General features: G+C 38.0%; 27 protein-coding genes and 1 riboswitch. Of the genes, 20 read left to right on the forward strand and 7 right to left on the reverse strand.

Annotation, left to right across the window (positions count from 1 at the left end):
- Positions 1-313: 313 nt before the first annotated feature.
- The gene (locus NSS81_RS15065) at positions 314-1,882 is read right to left on the reverse strand and encodes a hypothetical protein (RefSeq protein ID WP_342429499.1); all 1,569 of its coding nucleotides are present in this window, start codon (positions 1,880-1,882) and stop codon (positions 314-316) included.
- Positions 1,883-2,079: 197 nt separating this feature from the next.
- Here NSS81_RS15065 and NSS81_RS15070 point away from each other — a divergent pair, with 197 nt between their 5' ends.
- Together NSS81_RS15070 and NSS81_RS15075 are read left to right on the forward strand one after the other, a co-directional pair.
- Complete coding sequence (locus NSS81_RS15070) at positions 2,080-2,532, forward strand: MarR family winged helix-turn-helix transcriptional regulator (protein WP_342429500.1); 453 nt, start codon at positions 2,080-2,082, stop codon at positions 2,530-2,532.
- A gap of 354 nt (positions 2,533-2,886) precedes the next feature.
- Positions 2,887-4,341, forward strand: coding sequence for a DHA2 family efflux MFS transporter permease subunit (locus NSS81_RS15075; RefSeq protein ID WP_342429501.1), 1,455 nt, complete (start codon positions 2,887-2,889; stop codon positions 4,339-4,341).
- Between the two features lie 73 nt (positions 4,342-4,414).
- Here NSS81_RS15075 and NSS81_RS15080 read toward each other — a convergent pair whose 3' ends face one another.
- The gene (locus NSS81_RS15080; RefSeq protein ID WP_342429502.1) at positions 4,415-4,849 is read right to left on the reverse strand and encodes a CBS domain-containing protein; all 435 of its coding nucleotides are present in this window, start codon (positions 4,847-4,849) and stop codon (positions 4,415-4,417) included.
- Positions 4,850-5,088: 239 nt separating this feature from the next.
- Here NSS81_RS15080 and NSS81_RS15085 point away from each other — a divergent pair, with 239 nt between their 5' ends.
- The 6 genes from NSS81_RS15085 (at position 5,089) to NSS81_RS15110 (ending at position 9,781) form a co-directional block, all read left to right on the forward strand.
- Entirely contained in the window at positions 5,089-6,249 is a 1,161-nt protein-coding gene (locus NSS81_RS15085) for a DUF4317 domain-containing protein (protein WP_342429503.1), read from the forward strand.
- A gap of 689 nt (positions 6,250-6,938) precedes the next feature.
- A complete protein-coding gene (locus NSS81_RS15090) occupies positions 6,939-7,436 on the forward strand; it encodes a CarD family transcriptional regulator (protein ID WP_342429504.1) in 498 nt (165 codons plus the stop codon).
- Between the two features lie 272 nt (positions 7,437-7,708).
- Entirely contained in the window at positions 7,709-8,596 is an 888-nt protein-coding gene (locus NSS81_RS15095) for a hypothetical protein (protein WP_342429505.1), read from the forward strand.
- A gap of 143 nt (positions 8,597-8,739) precedes the next feature.
- A complete protein-coding gene (locus NSS81_RS15100; protein WP_342429506.1) occupies positions 8,740-9,213 on the forward strand; it encodes a hypothetical protein in 474 nt (157 codons plus the stop codon).
- A 148-nt stretch (positions 9,214-9,361) separates the two neighbouring features.
- Positions 9,362-9,535, forward strand: coding sequence for a hypothetical protein (locus NSS81_RS15105; protein WP_342429507.1), 174 nt, complete (start codon positions 9,362-9,364; stop codon positions 9,533-9,535).
- 57 nt (positions 9,536-9,592) lie between these two features.
- Positions 9,593-9,781 (forward strand): hypothetical protein, encoded by a 189-nt coding sequence (locus NSS81_RS15110; protein ID WP_342429508.1) that lies wholly within the window; start codon positions 9,593-9,595, stop codon positions 9,779-9,781.
- Between the two features lie 75 nt (positions 9,782-9,856).
- Here the strand turns inward: NSS81_RS15110 and NSS81_RS15115 are convergent, their stop codons facing one another.
- Positions 9,857-10,027 (reverse strand): hypothetical protein, encoded by a 171-nt coding sequence (locus NSS81_RS15115; protein ID WP_342429509.1) that lies wholly within the window; start codon positions 10,025-10,027, stop codon positions 9,857-9,859.
- Positions 10,028-10,112: 85 nt separating this feature from the next.
- Here NSS81_RS15115 and NSS81_RS15120 point away from each other — a divergent pair, with 85 nt between their 5' ends.
- From NSS81_RS15120 to NSS81_RS15130, 3 genes are all read left to right on the forward strand, one after another.
- On the forward strand, positions 10,113-10,559 hold the full coding sequence (locus NSS81_RS15120) for a GNAT family N-acetyltransferase (RefSeq protein WP_342429510.1): 447 nt from the start codon (positions 10,113-10,115) through the stop codon (positions 10,557-10,559).
- 156 nt (positions 10,560-10,715) lie between these two features.
- A complete protein-coding gene (locus NSS81_RS15125; RefSeq protein WP_342429511.1) occupies positions 10,716-11,045 on the forward strand; it encodes a hypothetical protein in 330 nt (109 codons plus the stop codon).
- A 253-nt stretch (positions 11,046-11,298) separates the two neighbouring features.
- Complete coding sequence (locus NSS81_RS15130; RefSeq protein ID WP_342429512.1) at positions 11,299-11,658, forward strand: HIT domain-containing protein; 360 nt, start codon at positions 11,299-11,301, stop codon at positions 11,656-11,658.
- Between the two features lie 141 nt (positions 11,659-11,799).
- Here NSS81_RS15130 and NSS81_RS15135 read toward each other — a convergent pair whose 3' ends face one another.
- From NSS81_RS15135 to motA, 4 genes are all read right to left on the reverse strand, one after another.
- Positions 11,800-12,645 carry a patatin family protein gene (locus tag NSS81_RS15135; protein ID WP_342429513.1) on the reverse strand — a complete coding sequence of 282 codons (846 nt, stop codon included), beginning with the start codon at positions 12,643-12,645 and terminating at the stop codon, positions 11,800-11,802.
- Positions 12,646-13,181: 536 nt separating this feature from the next.
- Positions 13,182-14,417 carry a beta-ketoacyl-ACP synthase II gene (gene fabF, locus NSS81_RS15140; RefSeq protein WP_342429514.1) on the reverse strand — a complete coding sequence of 412 codons (1,236 nt, stop codon included), beginning with the start codon at positions 14,415-14,417 and terminating at the stop codon, positions 13,182-13,184.
- Positions 14,418-14,894: 477 nt separating this feature from the next.
- Positions 14,895-14,977, reverse strand: a riboswitch (cyclic di-GMP riboswitch).
- An 89-nt stretch (positions 14,978-15,066) separates the two neighbouring features.
- Positions 15,067-15,804 carry a flagellar motor protein MotB gene (locus tag NSS81_RS15145; protein ID WP_342429515.1) on the reverse strand — a complete coding sequence of 246 codons (738 nt, stop codon included), beginning with the start codon at positions 15,802-15,804 and terminating at the stop codon, positions 15,067-15,069.
- Positions 15,801-16,604, reverse strand: coding sequence for a flagellar motor stator protein MotA (motA, locus tag NSS81_RS15150; RefSeq protein WP_342429516.1), 804 nt, complete (start codon positions 16,602-16,604; stop codon positions 15,801-15,803). The genes NSS81_RS15145 and motA overlap by 4 nt, the downstream gene beginning before the upstream one ends.
- Before the next feature lie 123 nt (positions 16,605-16,727).
- Between motA and NSS81_RS15155 the strand changes: the two genes are divergently transcribed.
- From NSS81_RS15155 to NSS81_RS15195, 9 genes are all read left to right on the forward strand, one after another.
- Positions 16,728-17,165, forward strand: coding sequence for a YaaR family protein (locus NSS81_RS15155; protein WP_342429517.1), 438 nt, complete (start codon positions 16,728-16,730; stop codon positions 17,163-17,165).
- Positions 17,166-17,178: 13 nt separating this feature from the next.
- Positions 17,179-18,021: a flagellar hook-basal body protein gene (locus NSS81_RS15160; protein ID WP_342429518.1), complete on the forward strand. Its 843-nt coding sequence runs from the start codon at positions 17,179-17,181 to the stop codon at positions 18,019-18,021.
- Positions 18,022-18,026: 5 nt separating this feature from the next.
- Positions 18,027-18,803, forward strand: coding sequence for a flagellar hook-basal body protein (locus NSS81_RS15165; RefSeq protein ID WP_342429519.1), 777 nt, complete (start codon positions 18,027-18,029; stop codon positions 18,801-18,803).
- Between the two features lie 134 nt (positions 18,804-18,937).
- The gene (gene flgM / locus NSS81_RS15170) at positions 18,938-19,204 is read left to right on the forward strand and encodes a flagellar biosynthesis anti-sigma factor FlgM (protein WP_342429520.1); all 267 of its coding nucleotides are present in this window, start codon (positions 18,938-18,940) and stop codon (positions 19,202-19,204) included.
- Positions 19,197-19,667: a flagellar export chaperone FlgN gene (gene flgN / locus NSS81_RS15175; RefSeq protein ID WP_342429521.1), complete on the forward strand. Its 471-nt coding sequence runs from the start codon at positions 19,197-19,199 to the stop codon at positions 19,665-19,667. Before flgM ends, flgN begins: the two co-directional genes overlap by 8 nt.
- A 12-nt stretch (positions 19,668-19,679) precedes the next feature.
- The gene (flgK, locus tag NSS81_RS15180) at positions 19,680-21,146 is read left to right on the forward strand and encodes a flagellar hook-associated protein FlgK (protein ID WP_342429522.1); all 1,467 of its coding nucleotides are present in this window, start codon (positions 19,680-19,682) and stop codon (positions 21,144-21,146) included.
- A 34-nt stretch (positions 21,147-21,180) separates the two neighbouring features.
- On the forward strand, positions 21,181-22,059 hold the full coding sequence (gene flgL, locus NSS81_RS15185; protein WP_342429523.1) for a flagellar hook-associated protein FlgL: 879 nt from the start codon (positions 21,181-21,183) through the stop codon (positions 22,057-22,059).
- A gap of 72 nt (positions 22,060-22,131) precedes the next feature.
- Positions 22,132-22,632: a PilZ domain-containing protein gene (locus NSS81_RS15190; protein WP_342429524.1), complete on the forward strand. Its 501-nt coding sequence runs from the start codon at positions 22,132-22,134 to the stop codon at positions 22,630-22,632.
- 95 nt (positions 22,633-22,727) lie between these two features.
- Complete coding sequence (locus NSS81_RS15195; protein WP_342429525.1) at positions 22,728-23,996, forward strand: flagellin; 1,269 nt, start codon at positions 22,728-22,730, stop codon at positions 23,994-23,996.

Below are 23,996 nucleotides of genomic sequence, written 5' to 3' on the forward strand. Positions count from 1 at the left end.
TTAAATGCTATAACTTTCCATAAAAATGGTTTCACGATCAATATTATTGGCTTTTTTGTATTAATTACTACTTCAGTTTTAGTTATATATTTTATCCAAAAGTATGTAGACAAAAAAAATAAGTAGACCTTGTTCAACTACCAGGGGCTTTAGTAAAATAAGAAATAATAATAAAATACAAAAAACACCGTTGCTAATTACGGTGTCTTTTTGTGTGCGATTTAACCTGCTAATTCCCCAACTATTTTAAGTTTTGTACTTCAAAACAAAACCCGTTACATAAAAAGGGGTTTTCGCTATTTTTGAAAGTCCCTTAGATAATATAAGGGCCAAAGAATATCGTGATTAGAAAGATGTGAATACCAACAAAATAAAGGATTCTTACCGTTCCATCCCAATCATTTATTCGTTTTGTAAGATTCGTTAGCCATAAAGCGATAAGAGCAAATATTATCATATAAAAATATGCGCTGCCGTTAAAGGTTAAATAAGCCGGTGCATTGATATAAATGTTATCTACAAAAACTTGATTTTTTCCAACTGCTGCTGCTATAGCGTATAATCCAATTCCAGTATAATATATCCACTTAGGATCATGATTAAGTATTCTACTTTTGAACATATACATTAACACAACAAATAATAATGGCCAGATATACCATACAAAAGAAATGGCGACAGCAAAAAAGGAGGATGTTGCCATTCCCATTGTTTTACCAAGGGAGTTTAGCCAATCATCTTGACTTAACTCGATCACCTTACTAATAGCAGCAAGATTAGCTGATGAAATATTTATCCTATTTCCATCTGGATCTAAATCCAGCCAAGCAATGGTTTCTTCATTAACCCATTGCGGATTGGTTGAAATATAAGGTGTATTACTTCGTCGTTCGGTTGATGTTGTCCCATCTTCATTTATTTCTGCCTTATAAATATTAAAAGCCGTACGATCATTATACTGGGTTTCAGTCTGCCCGTTTGCTTGAAATAATAAAGTGGGCATCCCATTGTTATAAGTTAGAACGACATTAGAAACCTCAGTCAAATTGTTATTCCCTGCTGGATCCCGTAAAACTAACTCGTTAACAGGCGGTTGGTTTTTATTTGTAACCGTTGTTTGCATAAAATAGTTAAAAAACTCTGGATTACCTTGAGTTAATACAAGCTCTTCCAGTATCAACAATGCTAATTTTTGATCATTCAATGCAAAGGATATATCGTTGACAACTTTGCCTGGTTCTACTGGAATGGTCGATTGATATAAGGTGTTAATTTTTCCATCGGTTAATTGGTGAAGTGTGATATCAACTCCATTTAACACGGATGAATAAGCTAATATATTTATTCCATCTTCATTTTCTTGTGGAGTGATATCCACCTCTTTTAGATCAATATCCATAATTCTTTGTGATTTCAAATTTTCTGGATTAAGCTGATAAAGTACATTTTCTTTTACATAAAGAATGGTGGTCTCCAAAGGATAGAATTTCTCAACATCAGTGATAATGGTATTTTTATCTTTATCATAAATATTTGTAAAATCAAAATAGATGATTTTATCGTCTTGCTGGTATAGTTGTGTCCATTTATCTACTGGAATGTCATAGGTTTCCGTGTCTTTTACAATAAAATCTTTGCCCAATCTTGTTGTTGCCAAATTTCCATCTTCAAATCTGGTGATAAGAAACTCTCCATCTTCTGTCATCTTTACAGGAGGAAGTTTATTTAAATTGGTCTCACCAATTAATAATGCTCTACTCCAATCAGGTTCAGGCGGCTCCGTCACTTTCATAAAGTTTTGATAAAACAATAAAGCTAATCCCAAAAATAGGATGACCACAGGTATAACCCAATAAAACTGTTTTAATAGATTTCTGTTCATGATAGACCCCCATGTTACCGATTCATATTTCTCTATTTGTATTGAATAAGTCAATGTTATCATATTTTCTGATAAAATATACTATTTCAAAATTATACTAAAGGACTGTGTTCACCTATCTTAGATGGTTGATCACGATTGGAGGTAAACCAAGTTGACATCCAATCCCTGATTTTGTATAGTAGGTGGCGAATAGTATGATTGGAGTGAATCGTTTGATTTCAAACTCTGAATTACAAAATTTAGATCTAATTGATTTATTAAGTGAGCGTCATAGTTTGGTCCGGAGAATTGCAGAGAAGGACTGGAATAATCAAAGTGAAATTCATCTTTCAAATTCTGAATGGTACATCATGGCGAGGATTTATAAAAAACAGCCGACCATTTCTTATGTGACAAAAAATGTAGAGATTTCTCGTCAGGCAATACATAAGTTTATTAAAAACCTTTCTGAAAAAGGATTAGTCGAAATCAAAAATGTTGAAAACAACAAGAAAGAAAAGTGTATTCGCTTAACAGCTTTAGGCGAAGAATGCTACGAAAAAAATGAGGCTCTTAAGGCCCGACTTGAGAATAAAATTGCAGAAAAGATAGGTATGGAGCAAGTAACAATTCTTAAAGATCTATTAAAGTTAGATTGGGAAATTTAACTTAAACGTCTGTTAAATAGATGTAAAAAACCCCTGCTTTGTTCATCTAGGTGAACGAAGCGGGGGTTTTCTTTATATACATTTAGTTCTAATGCCATGTCCCCAGAATATACGACCAAATCTCCAATAGTACACCGTTGAATACTCCTGTATTTTCGTCAACTCAGTTGATAATAACTGAATAATAAAATATTGTCAACTCGGTTGACAATAGGAAAAAAATTTTGTTATAGTAGGGAAATCGGTTCGTATTTGGGAGGTACTACCGAAAGGAACATGATTGAAAATCAAAATTACAACAATTCTTTTATACAGAAAGATATTGTTTCAAGGGGAAAAGGAGAATTTATTTAAATGAAATCAGAAATTAATGTTAAACATCCTAAGACAATGGCATTAATCTTAATGTTAGGTGCTTTTGCTGGATTATTTGGTGAAACAGCATTGAACATGGCATTATCAAATATTATGGAACAATTTACAGTAACAGCTCCGACTGCACAGTGGCTGACTACAGGATATTTATTAGTATTAGCTATTTTAGTGCCAATTTCAGCATTATTAATGAAATGGTATACGACAAGACAATTAGTTATCGGAGGACTGGTTATTTCGCTAGCAGGCGCATTACTAGCAGCGTTAAATATCAGTTTTAGTATTTTATTACTTGGTCGTGTTGTACAAGCAATCGGTACAGGTCTTTTATTGCCGGTTATGCTGAGTGTGATGCTACTTATTTTCCCTATTCAGAAACGTGGAGTTGTAATGGGACTTATGGGACTTGTTATTACCTTAGCTCCAGCTTTAGGACCCACACTTTCAGGGATCATTATTAGTACGTTAAGCTGGCCATTTATTTTCTGGTTTAGCGCAATCGCTTATGTGTTATTGATCCTGGTTGCAACCGTTAGAATTTCAAACGTTTCTGAAATTACGAAACCTAAAATTGATATTCCATCGATTCTGTTATCAACAATCGGTTTTGGCGGATTAATTTTTGCATTGAGTACGATGGCGGAAGTAGCCTTTTCATCACCTAAAGTATGGGCACCTTTACTAGTAGGGATTATCTCGCTTATATTATTTGGTATCCGTCAAAATACAATGGCTCAGCCAATGGTTAATTTACGTGTTTTTAAGTATCCGATGTTCACATTAGGAACATTGACTATGTTTCTTGGCATTTTAATCATTTTATCATCAGGTATTTTATTGCCAATGTATCTAAAAGGTGCTTTATTATTTAGTGCTGCGACAGCTGGTTTATTATTACTTCCTGGTAATGCAGTCAACTTTATTTTATCACCGATTGTAGGAGCTCTATTCGATAAAATTGGACCGCGTCGTTTCGGAATTGTTGGCTTTATCTTTGTTCTGCTTGGGAATATTGTTTTTGTGGCCACTATTTCAAGCCAAACCCCTGCATGGCAAATCGTTGTTGCGTTCATGATATTATTCTTTGGATTAACGATGGTAATGATGCCAGCCCAAACAAATGCAATGAATGTTTTACCGCGTGAGTTATATGCAGATGGATCAGCAGCTATGAATACATTAAATCAAGTAGCTGGGGCAGCAGGTACAGCAATCGCAATTACGCTATTTACAAGTGGCCAAGGTAGTTATGCAATCAATTTCCCGGATGCCTCTTCGCAAGAAGTAATGGCAGCTGGTATAAAAAATGCTTTCTACTTTACAACAGGAATTTCAGTAGTTGGATTAATAGCTTCTTTCTTTATAAGAAAACCAAGCATCGTTACGGGAAAATCTCCAGTTGCGGTGAAAGCAACAGAACCTGTACGCAACTAATTGAAAATTAATAGGCTAGAAAAATTTTATAAAACCATTCGTAAAAGGTATATTCTTACGAATGGTTTTCTTTTTACGATAAAATCATCTTTTTTGCAAGATTATTTATTATGTCACCCCTGCTAAGTACACCAATAACACGACCAGCCCCATTGACTACAGGGAGCTTTTTGTAATGGTGTCGGGATAATAATTGAATTGTCTTCTCAAACTCCTCATCAGGTGATACAGAGAGGAGATTTCTTTTGGTCATAATTTCTTTTACTTGTGTATCTAACTTCTCTTGTATAACATCCTCCATTTCGCCGTCTTCTATAATATAAACAAGGCCGGCAAAACCCAAAGGCTTTGGAGCTAGGTAGCGTAAGACGTCTCCATCTGATACAATCCCAACCAAATGATCTTTCTCATCAACAACTGGCACACCGCCAATTCGGTTTGAAGTGAATATTTCTAACAATTCCTTGATCGTATTCGAAGGTTTTACAGTAAAAACTTTTGTAATCATGAAGTCTCTAACTTGCATTATAAATCCCTCTCTTCTCGTTGCAACCGCATACATTTTGGTATATTGGTATCTTAACACAGTTGCTATTCTCCTTGTAATAATAAAACTTTGTCTTTTTTATGTATTATTTTTATCTTTTATTGAATTCGAGCAGTTACCTCTTGCCGTTAAAATTGAAAAAAACAAGTATTACAATCTTATGGTCTGAACAGTATAATCAGGGATGGGAGTTGAGACGAATGAATAAAAAAGACATTGCGAATATTCGTAAGCAATTTAAATTAAACAATGATTTATTAAAAATTCAAGAAATCTTCAACGTTTATGTACAAAAAGAATCAGGTGAGATTTACCATCATGTCACACAACCGTTTCAACTGTTAGACCAAGAAACACAAGAGTTATTTTTGGCTAACTTCAAAAAAGTACTAACAGGTTCACTCGATGCCAAACTATTTGAACTGAAATTCATAAGAGATGTGGAAGACAGCACGCAAACCTTCCTCTATGAAGGTTTACAAATGGACTTAACGGAAGACTGGCAAGAGTATATGCTGCAAATTGTCGGGAAGATGTTTGCCAAAACGGTTTACGAATTTGATACGATGGTGACGTTTATCCGAGGAGAATATCGGAAACCAACCCGAAAACGAGACGCTGAATCCGAACAGGGCGGGGATGATGAAACCTATTCTAGCCAGTTTATTCTTTGTAGTCTTAATAAAACCGACCAGCCGAAAAAAGCCCTGCTGTTCGATTATATCGAGAAGGAATTCAAATCCAATACCGTTTTTGATCCAATTATTGATCTGGCTGCTCCACTGTCAGGGTTTTTGTTTCCTGCTTTCAATGACAATTCTGCTGATGTAAATCATCTTTTATATTATACGGGGAAACCGAACCAACCCAATGTAACTTTTATTGAAGAGGTTCTCAATTGTGAAGACATTATCACGGCGGAGGAAGATAAGGAAATTTTTGATCTTGTCATAAAAAAAGTGGCTGGGAACGAAGTCGATACTCAGGTCATGTCCAATGTCTATGAGGAAATCGATCGAATCGTTCAAGAAAACAAAGAAAATGAAGAAAGCGAACCTCCAAAGTTGGATTATCGGGACATCGAGAAAATCTTAACGGTCAGCGGAGTCGAAAATGTCAATACCGCCAAAGTGGAGCATGCATTCAAAGCGATTATAGACGACGAAAAACATGAATTCAAAGCCAACAATGTTATTCCGAAGAAGATAAAAATTGAAACAAAGGTGGGTGCTGTATCCATCAGCCCGCAAGACCTAAAAAACATCAAATATATTACCTTTGAAGGAAAACGGTGCCTATTGTTAGAAGTTGTTGAAGAGGTGGTCCTGGATGGATTACCACTAGAAGCTGAGACGGTTTAATAAGCTCGATGAAGGACAACTCCATTCGAAAAGGCAGGCAAGATGTCCTTCATAAGGTGGATGAAGGACAACTCCATGGGAAAAACCGTGTGAGATGTCCTTCATAAGGTTGATGAAGGACAACTCCGTGGGAAAAAGCAGGCAAGATGTCCTTTATAAGGTGGGTGAAGGACAACTCCTTGGGAAAAACCGAGTGAGATGTCCTTCAAAAGGTGGATGAAGGACAACTCCGTGGGGAAAACCGAGTGAGATGTCCTTCATAAGGTGGATGAAGGACAACTCCGTGGGAAAAACCGAGTGAGATGTCCTTCATAAGGTGGGTGAAGGACAACTCCGTGGGAAAAAGCAGGCAGGATGTCCTTCATAAGCTCGATGAAGGACAACTCCATTCGAAAAAGCAGGCAAGATGTCCTTCATAAGGTGGATGAAGGACAACTCCGTGGGAAAAACCGAGTGAGATGTCCTTCATAAGGTGGATGAAGGACAACTCCGTGGAGAAAAGCAGGCAAGATGTCTTTCATATGCTCGATGGAGGGTAACTCCACATCATAAATACAGCTGACAGCTGGTACCCTAAATTATTAAGGTACCAGCTTTTTTGTGTAAGTTTTCGTCAACTAAGTTGACAAATGTCGGAAAATAGAGTAAAATTTATTGTAGACTATATTGAAGATATTAAAGATAGGAGTATGATGATGTTTAATATTGGAGATGTGATTATTTATTCAACACATGGCTTAAGCCAAATTGATGATATATGTGAAAAGACTATTTCAGACGTTACCAGAACGTATTATGTTTTGCATCCTCTTGGGCAGGCCAATTTAACAATAAGTACCCCTGTCGATAATGAAAAAATAGTTATGCTCAAGTTGCTGAATCGTGAAGAAGCCGAGGAGATTTTACAATCCTTTAAACTTCCTGGCATCAGTTGGATAGTGGATGTAAGGCAGCGAAATAAGGATTACCATAAGATTGTAAATACAGGAGATCGCAAGGAGATTGCAAAAGTAGCAAATACGTTGATGCGGAAAGAACTTGAACTTAGCCTGATAGGAAAGAAAGTTTATGATCAAGACCGTAAACTATTAAAAACCATTCAAGATCTACTTTTTAATGAGATAGCCTCTGCTTTCGATACGACTGTTGAAGAAGTATTCCAAAAGGTTTACCGTATGATTAAATAAAGGCTCTTTTCGTAAAAATTGTTGTAAAAAGTTATTTGTCACTTCGAATTAAGTTTGCACGCTCTTTTCCCTAAAGAAACTAGCTTGAAATACCATTATTCAGATCTAAAAGGCAATAAAGTTTGAGAAAAGCGCCTAAATAGATGAACAAATATTAATTAAACAGCTTCCTAAACAATGCTATTCTCAAAAAGGAGAATGGCTTTTTCTTTTTGAAGTAAAGTTGCAGTATACATGTAGGAGTAGAAATCATATAGAAAACTGGTGAAGGAATGGAACGCAATAAAGTAATAAGAGATCAAATAAAAGAAGATAATTACAAAGTATTTGCTTTGCTAGGCAATTATTTGAATCACGCACCAGACTTTATTATTAAAGAAGAAATTGGTGAAATTGTTAAGGATGGTGTGTCTTATGAATATGCTTTTGCTGTCATATTAGCTGCAGCTTTCGGATTGGATGTTGTTGATCATGTCGATGATAAGGATTTGTTTAATAACTATTTTAACAAGATGATTCATAAACTTGATGCAAATGAATATTATAACAATCCCTATTATAAGAACATCAAGATACCAACGGTCAAAATCGGCAATTGTGAATTAAAGTATGAAAAATATAAACCTTTTGAGGGCTTTGTTTGTGATGATATTATCCAAACAAAAGAAGGAAGGCAAATTCCACAAATCGGATTTTTTGAAACAGAATTCAGCTTTCCCGCCATTCTTGAAAATGAACGAATCTGGATGACGATTACACCGAATGAAATAGAAACGATGAAAGACGCGGTCGATAAAGCATTTGGTCACGTGCTCGCTTTTGGCCTTGGGCTTGGCTATTATGCCTATATGGTTTCTGAAAAGGATCAGGTTGAAAGTATCACGATTGTTGAAAAAAACGAAGATGTTATTCATTTGTTTACTAAATATGTATTACCACAATTCAAGAATGCCCAGAAGATTAAGATTATCCAGGCCGATGCTTTTGAATATGCACAAAATCACATCCTTGAGGGTAAGTATGATTTTGTGTTTACGGACTTATGGCATGATGTTTCAGATGGTATTGACATGTATTTAAAAATGAAAAAGTACGAGAAACAAAGTCCCAACACGATATTCTCTTATTGGATTGAAAAGTCTATATTGTGTTATTTATAAAATCAATTGTGATGGCGATTGTTCAATAGGAGCAATCGCCTTTTTATTTACAATAAACCGCGAAACTTTACAAAATAAAAACCGTCTTACTATACGAAGGAGTTATTTATCGTTATGAAGATTCAAAAAAAGGGGAGAATCCTATGAGAATAAATCAGCGTTTACTTTCTATGGTAATGTTAATTCTATTATTAAATTCGTTTATGTTTCCAAGTAATCCACTTGCCACTTCTTGGGCTTATCAATTTGTAGTATGGCAAGATTATATTTATGTAGTGAGTGAAGAGGTTGTAACCGAAATTGATAAAGAGATTGGTAAAGTCACTAAATACTCAGATATGGAATCTCTATCTGGTAATTTCTCAAATACGTTTGAAAAGGGTACTAAATATTTTTCAATCAAAGGGGTTAGCACAGACGAAGCAATAGCGATTGAAGAATCTGAGGGTAGATATATAAAAGCAACTAGAGAAGGAGAATATGAAGTAAGAAATTCTTTTGATGGATTTTTTGATGGGCAACAGGGGATTATTAAGATTTTTATATTTTCTATATTAGGTATTTTAGTGGTTTTTATCATTTTTAAATTTCTAAAGAATAATCATGGAAAAAGGTAGGTCTTATTTGATTAACGAAGATATATATTTAACAAAGGGTTGCAGTTGGCAGCTCTTTTTTTCATGCTCCTCTACCGTTCTTTGGTCCAAGAAGGATTTTCCATAACAATTGTAGAATATTTATATAAAAACGAAGGCAGGAATTCCTGTGGTAATAGAAAATTTTATCAATCTAATTATTATTTTTGCTGTGGTTTATGGCTTGAGGTACTTCTCTGAACCGAAAATAAAAAATCAAGGAATTAAAAAACTGTTTATCGACATTGTCATTTCCGCGATTTTAGCCTTAATCGTTCAGCAGTTAATTAAACTGCTGTTCTAGTAAAAATGTGTATGTAAATTTATTTGTGAATATAAGAATTGTATTGGGGTGGATCGGATGACAGAAGAAAATAAACCATTTAACGATGTGATAGACCACTTTAACAAGATCGAAGGAAATGCTGCCAATCTAGCCAAGGCAGACTTGAAAAAGTTGCCAAAGCCATTAAGGAACTTTGGATATTTTTTGGGTGTCTTCTTTTCAATCTCCATTCTATTAATTATTATTTTAAATTTATTTTTTTGATTTACCCCTTTAAATACAGTGATTTTAGTTTCTTTAGAGGAGTTAGCAAATCCAAATTTTAAGGTGTGTTTATTTTCAGTCTGGTTTTTTATCGTTCATTGCTCCTGCCTCTCGGGAAGTCATTGCACCTTGTCCTTCACTTACATCTTTTTGAATTTCTTTTTTTACTTTTTGTGGATCAGTTCCAGCAAATTCTGGTTTTATAATAGAACCTACATTCTCTTTAGTTTGTTGATCCTGTTGCATACAATTCCTCCTCAATTTAATGGTTAACATACTTATTATGTACAAAAAATGCCTGGTATATCCCGAAAATAGGAGTGGTGAGAAGTTGAAATATCGTAAAGCAAATATCGATGACATGGATACGCTAATTACTTTAAGGAAAAAACAGTTAGTTGATGAGGGGATAGATCCCACTATTGATATTGATAGAGAACTATATGATTTCTTTCAAAATAAACTGAGTGATGGTTCTTTGATTCAATGGCTTGTAGAAGATAAGGGAGAAATTATTGCTAGTGGTGCAGTGGTTATTTATGAATTTCCACCAAGCTATACAAATAAGACTGGTAAAAAGGCTTACGTTACAAATATGTTTACTAAAGAAACTTACAGGGGACAAGGGATTGCGACGTCTTTGTTGACCAAGTTAGTTAATGAAGTTAAAGGTGCAGGTATTACAAAAATTTGGCTTGGTGCTTCCAAATTAGGGAGACCGGTATATAAAAAGTTTGGTTTTCAAGAAACGGATGAGTGGCTGGAGTTAAACTTTTAGTGGTTTGTTTTTCTTTTTTAGGAGCATTTCTTCAGAAGGAGGAATGCTCCTTTTATATATAATAGTGGCTGAATACTTGAATAGAGGTATGGGTTTTATGGTAACTCCGCCAAAAGATTGGTGTTGGTAAAATACTAGCAATGAAGAAGGGGAAATATGATGCCGATATTTTCTGTAATCGCCTTTTCTGCCTTGATTGTAGCAGTTATTACGATAACCTTTGCTATCAAAGGCAGGTACCAATTCTACTGGATTGCTGCCATTGGAATTTATATTTTCAGTTTTTTAGCTGGTTTTTCAATAGGACAAATGACGGTTGGTTTAACTTTTATACCGTTGACTTTGGCTATTGGCTATACTTTCGGTTCGATAAAAAGAAAAGTTCACAGCCTTATGTTTCTTTGCCTAGGTATCTTAATTGGCTTCCTAATGGTACTTTATGTTGATGATTATTGGATATTTTTCCCTTTTTGGTTTTTATTCTAATGTGGCAAGAGTTTAATTTGAGATGACAGTAACCGTTCCTTTTCTAAAATATTTGAAAGTCTCATCATTGCAGAATAGGAATTTTCCTTCTAGAAAACTTGCTTGTAATATTAGTAGAAACCGTGATAGTACTTATATTGCCGATTGGTTGAATAATAAACTAATCGGCTTTTTAATTTCTTGAATTTGAAGGAAAAAAGGTAAAGTTTGCAGTATATGTACTAAGTTAAATAATAATAGGAGTTGTTTACATATGGCAGATGAGATAGAAGATTTTTACTGTGACGAGGTATTAAGCGGTAAAAGAACAGTAGAAAAAGTTTGGGAAACTGAGAATACTCTAGCCTTTTATCATACTCGTCCTTTTTATGATGTACATATCATTGTTATTCCAAAAAAACACATTACCTCACTTATAGACCTTCATTCTGATGATAAATATGTATTGGATGATCTGTTTTCAGTAATTCAGGAGGTATCAAAACAGGTAAACGATAAATATGGTGCTTGTACTGTATCCACTAATATAGGTGAATATCAGAGTAATAAGCATTTACACTGGCACGTCCATTTTGGAAATCGTATTAGATATTTGGATGGTACTTGGTGCTAAAGCCCTTTTAAAATAGGGAAGCATTTTAAAAAAAACTACATGGTGACACCCAATGAAAACCAACTGTCCACTCCACACGGACAAATTCCTTGATTTGTCCACGGACGGTGCCTGTCACCATGTTTGTTGTCACCATGTTTGCTAGTTGGTAAGGAATTTTTCGATGTTTTTTATTTGTCTTTTTGCGTCTTGTAAACCAAGTTCATATAAGTCTTGTAATTTGGTTTTGTTTTTTTCGACTCTGCCTACAGGCAAAGAGACACTGGGGCGTAGGACAAAAACATTCCCTTTTTCTTCTTCCTCTTTGATGTATGCTAGTGTTTCATTATAGTGTTCATGGCGACTAACTAAAAGATCATTAATTTTTGGATGTTGCTTGTATTTAAAGTAAGAAGAAAGCTTACTTGGACGTTTGTAATAACCTGCAGGCTTTGTTAGTATAATCACATTTTTTTGAAAGCCATCGTCTTGAGCCTTTCTAATTGGAATGGGGTCACTAATACCACCGTCCAACAGTAGACGATTGTCGTACGCAACACTAGGGGCAACAAAAGGCAAAGAACTAGAAGCACGAAGTAGCTTTAATAAATGCTCGCCGTGTTTGTCCTTATCGAAATAAACAGGTTTACCGGTTTCACAATCCGTTGTTCCTACAATTAATTGTTCAGGTACTTTTCTAAATGTCTCTAAGTCGAACGGAACAAGCTTATTTGGGATTTCATCAAAAATAAAGTCCATTCCAAACAGTTCCCGTTTCTTAATGAAATTTTGGTATGAAAGATAACGCCTATCTCCTGCAAAGCCGAGATTAACTTCCTTATTTCTTCCTGCTTGGCGAGACAGATAAGAACCCGCCATACATGCACCTGCTGACACGCCAATCACATAGGGGAAATACAAATCCTGCTCCATAAAATATTCTAGGACTCCCGCTGTGTATAATCCTCGCATTCCACCGCCTTCTAGTATAAGGCCTGAGTTTACCATAAAATAATCCCTCTTTTATTTGAAATAGTGAATTCTATCATTATATCAAAACAGGAATAATCCCTCTAGAAACTTGGCTTTAGTCTTTTAATCGCTCCGCTAGCTTATAAAAAAATGACGAACAGTTACAGCGTTCGCCAAAATGTTAAAGAACTTGGATATTTCAAGTGCCTTACAAATGCTAATTTTATGGTCGGTTAATATGGAGGATGAAGGACAAATCCGCTCAAGAACCTGGTCGAAATGTCCTTCATAAGGTTGATGAAGAACAAGTCCGCTCAAGAACCTGGTCGAAATGTCCTTCATAAGATTGAAAAAGGACAAATCCGCTCAAGAACCTGGTCGAAATGTCCTTCATAAGGTTGATGAAGGACAAATCTGCTCAGGAACCCGGTCGAAATGTCTTTCATAAGGTTAATGAAGGACAAATCTGCTCAAGAACCTGGTCGAAATGTCCTTCATAAGGTTGATGAAGGACAAATCTGCTCAAGAACCCGGTCGAAATGTCTTTCATCTGCAAGACTCATTTAAAGAAATTAATATTTTTTAAAAATCAATGTAGCATTATGACCGCCAAAGCCTAATGAGTTGGTCAGAGCGACTTCTACATTCGTTGTTTTAGCAACATTAGGGACATAATCTAAATCCAGCTCATCATCGGGCGTTTGATAATTAATCGTTGGCGGAATTATTCCATCCTTAATGGATAAAAGTGAAAAAATAGCTTCGACCGCACCTGTGGCTCCAAGTAAATGCCCAGTCATCGATTTTGTGGAACTAACGGATAGTTTATAGGCGTGTTCTCCAAAGACTGCCTTTATAGCTTGTGTTTCGTATAAATCATTATAGGGGGTACTTGTTCCATGGGCATTAATGTAATCCACGCTTTCAGGAAGGAGGCCTGCATCATTTAATGCTACTTTCATTGCCCGCTGAGCTCCCTCTCCTTGAGGTGCTGGGGTAGTAATATGGAATGCATCCCCAGTTGCCCCATACCCAACTAACTCGCCGTAGATTTTCGCACCTCGTGCAAGCGCATGTTCTAGCTCTTCTAAAATTAGAATCCCAGCTCCTTCGGCAATAACAAAGCCGTCCCGGTTTTTATCAAATGGACGACTGGCAGATGTCGGATCAGGGTTCGTAGAAAGTGCCGTCATATTGGTAAATCCGGATATGGTCATTTCTGTAATCGCTGCTTCTGTACCACCAGCAATCATCATGTCTATATCACCATTCTGTACAACTCGAAAGGCATCGCCGATGGAATTTGCACCCGATGCACAGGCGGTAACCGAGCAATTATTGATTCCTTTTGCACCTAATTCGATCGATACACGTCCAGCTGCCATGTCCGGGATGAACATCGGAATGGTAAATGGATTAACTCTTCGCGGGCCTTTGTCTAAGAATCTTTTATGCTGATCCTCAAATTCGCCTAACCCGCCAATACCTGAACCAATCCAGACACCAATCCGTTCAGGATCCACGTTTGATCCTATTTCAACACCTGCATCTTGAATGGCCATTTTACTTGCGGCAACAGCATATTGAGTGAAAACTCCCATCCTTCTTGCTTCTTTGATATCCATAAATTCATCTGGTGAAAAGTTCTTCACCTCGCCGGCTACCTTAACTATATAATTTTCAGTATTAAACTTTGTTATTGGCGCAATTCCCGAATGGCCATTTTTAATCTTTTCCCATGTAGAGAAAGCATCATTCCCTAAAGGTGTAACTGCCCCAATCCCAGTAACAACAACTCGTTTTTTCATTGAATTCTCCCTAAATGTGTATTTTTTTAAGACTAGATACTATTATCTACTATTAGAATAATTGTAACATCTTTCTAAGTAAAGCATTCATTAAAATTTATTAATACGAATTGGAAAATTATTCATACTAGGTATTATAGGCGATGTTTTAGTGGGAAATCCAGTTCTTAATCTGGTCCTACACAGGAAAATGATAGTCGGGGAGATATTAAAAATAGTAGGAAACCTGGGAAGTACGATGGGGAAAGCTTTGAAAAAAGCAAAGAACCCTAAGCTCTTGACTGCGAAGTTTAGGGTTGTGTTGGAATGCCTTCATTCCTTGCTTATAGATAGTTCAATGTGTCGATCAGCATCTTTTGCGGCCATCATTAAACTCATAATGAACAACATCACAAAAGACCCCACTACAACACCTGCTGCAAAAATTAACATTTTATACCCTCCGTTTTGCTTAAAGTTCGTAGGAAGGATTAACTATTCGGTAACTGGCTGGCATAGTTTTCACCTTAGCCCCTTTAGTTTTGCGCCATCACCTTTCGGTCACTTTGCCCTTACGTACGAGTTAGAGAATGTTTATTAGCAATATTTTCACTGTTGCAGTATTGTATCGGCACCAGATGATGGAAAGTTTAGTCTAATTTTAAACTTATTATTTTTCACGCAAAATAATAATATTCACTCGACGATTTGCTTGTCGGTGCTCATATGAATCATTAGGATAAAGTGGTTGATATTCGCCATATCCCGAAAATTGCATCCTGTTGGCATCAATCTGTTGTGATTCAAAGTATTTAAGTACGCTAATGGCTCGTGCTGCAGACAGTTCCCAGTTGGAGGCATAGATTAAATTATAAGCGGGAACATTGTCGGTGTGACCCTCGATGCTGATTGGATTAGAAACGGTGTTAATCAATCCAATGAGTCCGTTTAAAGTTTGATAGGAACCACCTTTTAACTTCGCTTCTCCGGAATCAAATAAAATCAAATCTTTTAACGACACTTCAATCCCTCTTTCCGTTGTTTTTAGAGAGACCATATCTTGAAGGGAGTTGTCGTTTATAAAACTTTCAAGCTGTTGTTTTAGCACATCAAGTTCTTCGTCATTCGTTTTTTCATCTGTCTCCTCTTCCAGTAATCCCTGGTTTTCCTCTGGTATAGGTAGGGTCGGAGAAAGGCCAGCCTGTTGGCTTTCTATTTTTGTCCCGGTTAGTTCCGATTTAAAGACTTCCATAAGTGAATTATATTTTTCCTTGTCTACAATACTGGATGCATAGAGGACAATGAACAAAGCAAGTAATAACGTCAAAAGATCGGCATAGGGAATCAGCCAGGATTCATCGATATGTTCTTCGATGTCATTGCCAATTGCTCTTTTCCGTTTCCTCATGCGGATTTCGCCTCCAGAACCTCTTCACTTTCCACTTTTTCGTAGTATGCCTCACGTTCAGACGGAGGAATATGAACGGTCAACTTTTTCTCTAATGCACTTGGCATAACTCCTTGATAGATTGATAGCAGACCTTCAATGATAAGCTGCTTTAATTCTTGTTCTTGTAGGGAGAGCCGCTTTAATTTATTGGCTAATGGATGCCAGAGCACATAACCAGAAAAAATCCCAAGAAGGGTAGCAATGAAAGCAGCGGCAATCGAGTGACCGATTTTATCAATTTCTGATAAGGAGCCGAGTGCAGCGATCAGGCCAACAACCGCTCCGAGTACCCCAAGGGTAGGAGCGTAGGTCCCAGCTTGCGTGAAAATCAGGGCACCTGTTCGATGCCGTTTTCCGATCGCCTCTACCTCATCGAATAATACTTCTTCAATGAATTCCGCATCATAGCCATCAATGATCATTTCAAGCCCCTTTTTAAAAAAGGGATCCTCTGTTGATTCAGAGATTTCCTCTAAAGCAAGAAAGCCTTCTTTTTTTGCAATTTCTGCACAGGCTACTAATCTTGCAATCTGTTGTGCTTTCGAAGGGAGCTTCGGTTCAAACAGAGCAATTTTCAACAATTTTGGAAACTTTTTTAATTCGCGAAATGGAAAGGCAATAAACAGAGCTGCCGCTGTTCCGCCAAAAATAATCAGGTATGCTGCGGGATTATTCAAGGATGCGAGGGGTGCTCCCTTTAAAATCATCCCTAACCCAATTGCTATCAGTGCCAATAAAATACCAAAAATACTAGACATGATTTTCTCCTTTGGTTTATCTTTAATTTAGTTTTAATAATTAGCATTGTACGTGAATCGGTAAATTTCGACAATTATCTTTTTTAAAAAAGTATGTTAACAATCTATGAAAGGGGGATCCGATTGAAGATCCAACAGAGCCATGGCATCAGCCAGGAGCGCTTTGTTCCTGTGCGGGAGAAAGGAAAAGAGTCTCCAGCTTTTCAACAAATTTTTCAGGAGACGCAATTTGATTTAACACAGGATCGCTTGCAATCGCTTCTCAAAGTGCTGGACCAAAATGGAAACCGTTTAAGCACGTCGAAATCTGTAAGGGATTTACTGGCTTACAAACAAAGCATTCAGGACTTTTTAAAAGAAGTGGTTCAAAATGGATACTCTTTAGAAGAGTATCGGAGTTTTCATCCCAATGGACGAGACAAACGGCTAAAAATAATTAAACAAATTGATCAACAGCTGATCCAGCTTTCGGAGCAGATAATCGAAAAACAAGCCGCATCTGTTGATTTATTGAAGACAATCGGTGAAATCAAAGGGCTTTTGGTAAATTTATACACATAAGGAGGGCATGACAATGCTTCGAGGAATTGATACGGCTGCATCTGGAATGATTGCTTTACAGAGAAAGCAAAATGCATTGACAAATAATTTGGCGAACGTCGAAACCCCTGGCTTTAAACAGGACTCAAGTCCGTTACGATCCTTTCCAGAAATGCTGATAGAACGGATTACAAACGCCGAGAATTCAGGGTCACCAACTAAAATTGGGATATTATCTATGGGTGTGTATAATCAAGAAACAATCCCCCTCTTTTCGCAGGGAAGTTTACAGAGCACGAATAACCCCTTTGATGTGGCTATTAACGACCAGGCCCTTGCTCCGGTTTTAGCAAATGGCCAAGCGATTCAACCATCGGCGTTCTTTGCGGTGCAAACAGCAGATGGTAGTTTACAATTAACAAGAAATGGCCAGTTTTCTGTTAATGAAAACGGTCAGCTGACGACTTCCTCAGGAGATTTGGTGTTAGGGAAGGATGGCAATCCGATAGCGGATCAGGAGCTTTCTTCAGGAGATGTTTCAATCCAATCCAATGGGGACATCATCGTTTTTCCAGGTGATCCAGCACGAGCAAGAACGATTGGCTCGCTAGGCATAATGGTGGTTAACAATCCGAATGAATTAATCAAGAAGGACAATGGCTTGTTTGAGCTAAACGGAGCAGATGCTTCGATGCTTGCCCAAACACTTCCGACAGGTTTACAGCTGCACCATAAAATGGTGGAGCAATCAAACGTCGATACACAGAGTACCATTACTGAAATGATGGCAAATATTCGCTTGTATGAGGCGAATCAAAAAGTACTTCAGGCATATGACAAAACACTTGAACAACTAAATACGATTGGAAGGGTATAAACACTATGAATACATCTTTATTGATCGCTTCGTCAGGGGTTCGTGCCTATCAAGGCAAACTTGATACCATTGCCAATAACATTTCAAATGTGGAAACTACCGGTTTTAAGCGTAGAGCGGCGGTATTTTCTGAAAATCTAACCGTATCGATTCAAAACCAAACGGATCAGCAAAAAGAGGTAGGGCGTTTGACTCCAGCAGGCATTCGGACAACCTTTGGATCACGGATAGCGGCAACAGCACTCGATTTGACCCAAGGTGTACCAAAGCAAACAGAGCAGCCTTTTGATTTCATGGTCGAAGGAAACGGATATTTTCAAGTGAGACGTACAACCGGGACGATAACGGAAATTCTCTACACGAGAGGTGGCGCCTTTTTGCAAACCCCAGTCGGTGACGGACGTTTTCAACTCGTCAATGCACAGGGGGATGTGTTGCTCGATCAAAATGGAAATCCAATTGAAATGAGCAAAGACCAAGAATTTGTCGTCGCGAGTGATGGAACAATTGCCGGGACCAATCAAAGAATTGGAATGGTTGACTTTAGCAATCCACAGCTACTTAAGGGGGATGGCGGTGTCTACCGCTTAACCGGTGGAGATGTTAATCTAATAACCACGGATTATCAAATTCGACAAGGGTTTTTAGAAGCATCTAACGTTGACTTAAATCAAGAAATGACAGAAATGATCAAAGCCCAAAGAGGCTACCAAGCGAACGCCCGTGCACTAAGCTACGCGGATCAGATGATGGGAGTCGCCAACGGAATTATGAGATCGTAACTTTTTGGGAGCGGTAACTGCATGTTTTAGGTGCAGGCCGTTTTTTTTTTTGAAAAAAAGAAAATAACCCCTAAACTATAAATGTTCAACTGCCGATACAAAGAGTAAGGATAGAGCTTAAAGGAGCGGACTTTATGAAAATTAATCCAATCAATCGATTAGATGCCTATCAGGCATATCAAAAAAATAACCAACTGAATCGCACAGAAGAAAATAAAAAGGTTCAAGCCGACAAAGTAGAACTGTCGAGTGAAGCTCAACTACAAATACAAAAAGAAAAAGACGCAAAAATAGAGCAATTAAAAAATCAAATTGCCAATGGAACGTACAAGGTTGATAGTGAAAAGCTAGCGGATAAATTACTTTCTGCTTGGAAGTCGGGTGCAAAGATCGATGAATAACCTCACAGAAGTACTGCAGATGTTAACAGACCTGCATATCACATTATTGGAAACCTCTAAGAAGAAACAGGAAATCTTAATATCTGCTGAAATCAATCCGCTACTTGCTGTGATGGCGGATGAATCAAAGCTCATCAAGAAAATCAAAGAAGCTGATGAGTTGAGAATGGAAGTGCTTGAGCATGAGAATACGTATCTTCCCCTTTCAAAACTAATTGAACAGCAGCCTGACAAAGATATCCAAGCTGAGTGGACGGCGAAAATGCTGTTGCTGGAGCGCTTGTTTCAGGAAATCGAAAAAGTAAATCACCTTAATCAGCAATTACTTCAGCAATCGTTAACCTATACACAGTTCATGATCGAGAAAATGATTCCGCAATCAGAGGGTTCAGGTCTTTATAGCGCAGAAGCTGCTTCCCAAGATTCAAGAGAATACGCTCGTCTATTTGATATAAAAGCATAGGGGAGAAAAAAGATGTACTCAACCTTTCATGGTCTAGAAATCGGGAAAAGAGCAATTTTATCGCAACAAACCGCACTCAGTACAACCGGACATAATATTGCCAACGCGAATACAATTGGATACACGAGACAGGAAGCTGTCCAACAAGCTACCCGACCGCTCGCTGCTCCGAGTCCACATAACGGAACGATTCCGATGCAAATGGGGACGGGCGTGGAGGTATCAGAGTTTCGTCGCATTCGTGAGAGTTATTTAGATAAACAATTTCACAATGAACAGCAACATGCTGGCTATTGGGACGCAAAGTCTCAATCGCTTTCCCAACTTGAAACGATTTTTAACGACCTCTCAGATTCAGGCTTACATAACTCACTTAATCGTTTTTGGCAAGGCTTGCAGGAACTTTCGAAACAACCAGAGAGTTTGTCTGCACGAGTGGTGGCCGTTGCAAACGGAAAAGATGTGGCTGACCATCTAAATGGAATGCATACAGGAATTGCTGATTATGAAAAAAACTTGTCGGAACAAATGCAATCGAAAGTGAAGGAAATCAATATTGCAGCTAGTGAGGTAGCGTCGTTAAATCAAAAAATCGCCCAAAATATTGGTGCTGGTAAACAGCCCAATGATTTGTTAGATCGCCGTGATGTGTTACTTGATACCCTTTCCAAATTAGCAAACATCGAAGTCACACCTTCGGTAAATGGAAAGGTCGATGTTTCAGTGGACGGCGTGAAGCTGGTAGAAGGGAATTCTGCTAGCACGTTTACCGTTGAACCAGAAGCAGGCGGAGCGAAAATCGCTGGAACGCTTATTAATTTAAACGGTGGGGAAATCAAAGGATTGCTTGAAACGCATGGATACACAGCAGCAGACGGAACAAAGGTGGGCAGGATTCCAGAATTAACAGCCTCAATCGACCTGTTGGCTACCACCATCGCTGATAAAATTAATGCGATTCATGCCGGTGATGAGGCCAGGAATTTGGATGATATCCAAAGGAGAAGCCTTGATCCGAATGCTCCGTTGGAAAAACTACTGTTTTTTGTCGATAAAGATGACCCAACACAGCCGCCGAAACATGCCGGGAATATGATGGTCAATCCTGCCTTGGTTGATTACCCTGGAAAAGTTGCCGCAGCAGCAACTGACAATATTGGTGATGGCTCGAACGCTAAGGCGTTGAGTGATGTTTTTCTTCAGAAAATGGATATCGGTGGAACGAACACGACGATTGGTGATTTCTATCAAAAGGTGATCGGTCAATTAGGGACTGATGTGAATACAGCAGTACAGACGAGTGACAATGCCAATGCAATGGTGCAAATGATTGATAATCGCAGACAGTCGGTATCAGGAGTTTCGATTGATGAAGAAATGACGAACATGGTTCGCTACCAACAAGCTTATAATGCCGCTGCCCGCTATGTGTCAGCGGTAAACGATATGTTGAATACACTGATTAACGGAATGAAGTGATTTAAGTAAAGTACGATAGGAGAGGAGGGGTAGGATGCGCGTTACACACAAGATGGTAAGTCAACAATTCATCCAAAATCTAAACCGCAACAACACGTCAATGGAGAAACTGCAGGGACAAATTTCCTCCGGGAAAAAATTTGAAAAAATATCAGATCAACCTGGTGCTACCTTGCAAGGGTTAACCTATCGTTCCACCTTGAGTCATGTCGAACAATATCAAAAAAACGCCCAAGATGGCATTGATTGGAGTACGGCAATAGACGGTGCGCTTGGGAATGTTACCGATGTGCTCCACCGTGTTCGCGAACTCACCGTGGAAGCTAGTAATGATACAATAAATGAAAGTGATAGAAAAAATATCGCCGTTGAAATTCGCTCCCTGATCCAGCAGGTGGGCAATAGTGCGAATACCGCCTATGGTAGTGGTTACCTCTTTTCTGGGACAGACCTAAATACGCAACCCTATCAAAATGGGACACTGCAACAGACGAATGAGAATGGCAAAGAGTGGACAATCGGCCAAGGAATAAGCGTAAATGGAAGGGTTCATGCCTCCTCTGTATTTGGATTTCCAGTAGACGGGAAAAATTTGTTTGAAACGATTGATGCTCTTGCCCAAACATTAGAGAACGGAGAAAACCCAGGGGCACTATTGAATTCGATTGATAATCAATTGGATAACCTAATCACTCAAAGGACCATCGTCGGTACCAATCAAAATTTGTTAGAGCTGGCAGCCAATAAATTGGATCAAGCCCAGTTCTTAACCCAGAAGATGCTATCAAATACCGAAGATACAGATGTCACAAAGGCCTTTACCGAACTAACCCTGCAGGAAACAGCCATTAAAGCCGCACTAACCGCTGGGGGTAAAATCATGCAGTTAAGTTTAGCTGACTTTTTGCGTTAGTAATAGTTTTACTGTTCCCCATCTTAGCAATAAGGTGGGGAAGTTATTTTTATAAAGATATGGGGCGAAGGTATGGAGGCATTTCAGATTTATAGTATAGTAGCAGTCGCTGTCTTGATTATCCTAGTTTCTTCTATTGTATTAGTGGTCAAACAGAAGAGAGTAACGAAACAAAATAATTCAATACAAGCGGAGAAAAAGGCGAATCGAAGGGATAACTTCAGGCTTCGGGTGAATATCAAACAATCGATACTAGAGGTTCTTAAAGTTGGAAGCATCGTTGTGAATCAAAGTGACCAGTGTGAGATCGTAAATATTAGTGCAGGTGGAGTGGGGGTGGTCAGTTATTATGATTTTCCATTAAAGCAAAGTATCTACGTCAGGGTTCACTTTTACTTGAATGCAGAAGAATTTTCATTAAATGGTCGGATTGTTCGCAAAGCCGAAAGAATCAATAAAAGTGGCTTCCTTTACGGTATCCAATTTCTAAATCTATCTGCCAGTGACCAAAATCGATTGATGAAAGAAGTTTTCGCAATGGAAAACGAGCGGCGGAAAATGGAGATTATATAAAAAGTTTTTTCAGTTACCCCTCTACAGGTTAGAAAATCCTGTCGATATATAAGATACAGAGGGAAAATATTCCTCAATCTTAGGAGGTACATAAAATGAAAATTAACACAAACGTAGCAGCGCTTAACACACATCGTCAATTAACTGCAGGATCCAATGCAGCAGCAAAAAACATGGAAAGATTGTCATCAGGTCTTCGTATTAACCGTGCGAGTGATGATGCAGCTGGTCTAGCAATCTCTGAAAAAATGCGTGGACAAATCCGCGGATTAGAAGTAGCACAAAAGAACGCACAAAACGGTGTTTCCTTACTTCAAACAGCTGAAGGTGCTTTAAACGAAACACATTCGATTTTACAACGTATGCGTGAACTAGCAGTACAATCTGCCAACGATACGAACACATCTTCTGACCGTGTAAAACTTCAATCCGAAATTGATACATTAGCTGAAGAAGTAGGTCGAATCGGTTCTTCGGCAGAGTTTAATGGTAAGAAACTATTAAACGGTTCATTTGACGGTACATTCCAAATTGGTGCCAACCAAGACCAAAACATGAGCATTAAGATTGGGGATTCACAGTCATTTAGCTTAGGTGTTGCGGGTAGTGTAGGAATCGAACAATCTAGCATAGTTACTGTTGGTGCTACAACAACAGGGGATACATTAAAGGCTGGAACATACAGTGTCTCCGATAATGCAGGTACTTTTGAAGTGAAAGACGAAAATGGAAAAGTGGTAGCAGCTAGTGCAGATGGTTTAACTTTTACAACAAAAGCATTTGATGGTACAGCTGGTGATGATACATTTACATTTAGCCAAGCTGTTAAATCTGGTACGTTAAGCTACGATGGAACAAATGTGAAAGCAACTGCCCAATTCACGAATACTGGCCTTGAAGCTGGTTCTTATAAATTTGATGATAATGATAATGTTCTTTTAGATACACATGGTGAAGTAGTAGCACGTACGACTGACGGTATTCAATTCAAGGGAGCTGACGGTACTACAGTATTCTCAGCAACTGTAGCATTAACCGGTGGAGATGCACTTAAAGTTGGTGGTGCAGATGTTTCAACTCAATCGGCAGCTAACACATCAATTACATCAATTAACACAGCAATTGAAACAGTTGCTGCGGAACGTTCTAAAATGGGTGCTGTCCAAAACCGACTTGAATTCACTAATAATAGCTTAAGCACAACAGCAGAGAACTTAACATCTGCAGAATCTCGTATTCGTGATGTGGATATGGCAAAAGAGATGATGACATTCACAAAGAATAATATTCTATCTCAAGCTGCACAAGCAATGCTTGCTCAAGCTAACCAACAGCCGCAAGCAGTACTACAATTACTTCGTTAA

The organism is Neobacillus sp. FSL H8-0543 (genome assembly GCF_038592905.1).
In the GTDB taxonomy this organism is placed as follows: domain Bacteria; phylum Bacillota; class Bacilli; order Bacillales; family Cytobacillaceae; genus Neobacillus.

Excerpts from the sequence above, each read along its gene's own strand:
- NSS81_RS15065 (WP_342429499.1), bottom strand. The coding sequence starts at position 1,882 with ATGAACAGAAATCTATTAAAACAGTTTTATTGGGTTATACCTGTGGTC.
- NSS81_RS15070 (WP_342429500.1), top strand. The coding sequence starts at position 2,080 with ATGATTGGAGTGAATCGTTTGATTTCAAACTCTGAATTACAAAATTTA.
- NSS81_RS15075 (WP_342429501.1), top strand. The coding sequence starts at position 2,887 with ATGAAATCAGAAATTAATGTTAAACATCCTAAGACAATGGCATTAATC.
- NSS81_RS15080 (WP_342429502.1), bottom strand. The coding sequence starts at position 4,849 with ATGATTACAAAAGTTTTTACTGTAAAACCTTCGAATACGATCAAGGAA.
- NSS81_RS15085 (WP_342429503.1), top strand. The coding sequence starts at position 5,089 with ATGAATAAAAAAGACATTGCGAATATTCGTAAGCAATTTAAATTAAAC.
- NSS81_RS15090 (WP_342429504.1), top strand. The coding sequence starts at position 6,939 with ATGATGATGTTTAATATTGGAGATGTGATTATTTATTCAACACATGGC.
- NSS81_RS15095 (WP_342429505.1), top strand. The coding sequence starts at position 7,709 with ATGGAACGCAATAAAGTAATAAGAGATCAAATAAAAGAAGATAATTAC.
- NSS81_RS15100 (WP_342429506.1), top strand. The coding sequence starts at position 8,740 with ATGAGAATAAATCAGCGTTTACTTTCTATGGTAATGTTAATTCTATTA.
- NSS81_RS15110 (WP_342429508.1), top strand. The coding sequence starts at position 9,593 with ATGACAGAAGAAAATAAACCATTTAACGATGTGATAGACCACTTTAAC.
- NSS81_RS15115 (WP_342429509.1), bottom strand. The coding sequence starts at position 10,027 with ATGCAACAGGATCAACAAACTAAAGAGAATGTAGGTTCTATTATAAAA.
- NSS81_RS15125 (WP_342429511.1), top strand. The coding sequence starts at position 10,716 with ATGATGCCGATATTTTCTGTAATCGCCTTTTCTGCCTTGATTGTAGCA.
- NSS81_RS15130 (WP_342429512.1), top strand. The coding sequence starts at position 11,299 with ATGGCAGATGAGATAGAAGATTTTTACTGTGACGAGGTATTAAGCGGT.
- NSS81_RS15135 (WP_342429513.1), bottom strand. The coding sequence starts at position 12,645 with ATGGTAAACTCAGGCCTTATACTAGAAGGCGGTGGAATGCGAGGATTA.
- fabF (WP_342429514.1), bottom strand. The coding sequence starts at position 14,417 with ATGAAAAAACGAGTTGTTGTTACTGGGATTGGGGCAGTTACACCTTTA.
- NSS81_RS15145 (WP_342429515.1), bottom strand. The coding sequence starts at position 15,804 with ATGAGGAAACGGAAAAGAGCAATTGGCAATGACATCGAAGAACATATC.
- motA (WP_342429516.1), bottom strand. The coding sequence starts at position 16,604 with ATGTCTAGTATTTTTGGTATTTTATTGGCACTGATAGCAATTGGGTTA.
- NSS81_RS15160 (WP_342429518.1), top strand. The coding sequence starts at position 17,179 with ATGCTTCGAGGAATTGATACGGCTGCATCTGGAATGATTGCTTTACAG.
- NSS81_RS15165 (WP_342429519.1), top strand. The coding sequence starts at position 18,027 with ATGAATACATCTTTATTGATCGCTTCGTCAGGGGTTCGTGCCTATCAA.
- flgM (WP_342429520.1), top strand. The coding sequence starts at position 18,938 with ATGAAAATTAATCCAATCAATCGATTAGATGCCTATCAGGCATATCAA.
- flgN (WP_342429521.1), top strand. The coding sequence starts at position 19,197 with ATGAATAACCTCACAGAAGTACTGCAGATGTTAACAGACCTGCATATC.
- flgK (WP_342429522.1), top strand. The coding sequence starts at position 19,680 with ATGTACTCAACCTTTCATGGTCTAGAAATCGGGAAAAGAGCAATTTTA.
- flgL (WP_342429523.1), top strand. The coding sequence starts at position 21,181 with ATGCGCGTTACACACAAGATGGTAAGTCAACAATTCATCCAAAATCTA.
- NSS81_RS15190 (WP_342429524.1), top strand. The coding sequence starts at position 22,132 with ATGGAGGCATTTCAGATTTATAGTATAGTAGCAGTCGCTGTCTTGATT.
- NSS81_RS15195 (WP_342429525.1), top strand. The coding sequence starts at position 22,728 with ATGAAAATTAACACAAACGTAGCAGCGCTTAACACACATCGTCAATTA.